We start from the raw sequence: 749 nt of genomic DNA on the forward strand, positions 1-749 counted from the left end.
GTTCCTCTTCCCAGACCAGAAACATCCTTGGTGGTAGATCCTTGATTCCACGAATAGCTATAAGGAGCTGAACCACCCGTCACAGTCAACTGAACCGCTCCTTGACTATCTCCGAAACAGTTTTCGTCTGTAACAATCCCTGCTACTGCCAAAGCAGCTGTCGGCTCATTTACTGTGTAAGTATTTACGGCTTGACATCCATTAGCATCGGTGACTGTAAGGGTATAGCTACCACCAGAAAGGTTGGTCAAGTCCTGGGTAGTCTCACCGCTTGACCAGCTATAAGTATAAGGTGCGATTCCTCCAGAAACGGATATGTCGATGCTACCATTACCGTCACCAAAGCAAGCCACATCATTAATTGATTCAGTGACGATCAAGGCGGTGGGCTGGGTAATCACATAATTTCTAAAAGTGGAACAACCATTAGCATCGGTGATGGTCACACCATAATTGGCTGGACTCAATCCACTTCGATCTTCCGTTGTCACACCATCTGCCCACAGGTATGTATAAGGACCTACCCCTCCTGAGGGAGACAAATCGATGGAGCCATCGCCATTGCCATTACAGGTCACGTCATTCACGATGGCTGCTGCGCTTATGGCTGCTGGCCCTCCAATCGTAAAGTTTTCTTGAATGACACAGCCATTGTTATCCGTTACAGTGACTTGATAGGTTCCTCTTCCCAGACCAGAAACATCCTTGGTGGTAGATCCTTGATTCCACGAATAGCTATAAGGAGCTGA

General features: G+C 47.4%; 1 protein-coding gene. It reads right to left on the reverse strand.

What is annotated here, in order from left to right; all coding sequences use genetic code 11:
• On the reverse strand, positions 1–749 hold a 749-nt coding region (locus J4E76_RS20745), incomplete at both ends, for a SprB repeat-containing protein (protein ID WP_208506716.1).

Origin of the sequence: Roseivirga sp. E12 (assembly GCF_017592825.1) — a bacterium.
GTDB lineage: Bacteria > Bacteroidota > Bacteroidia > Cytophagales > Cyclobacteriaceae > Roseivirga.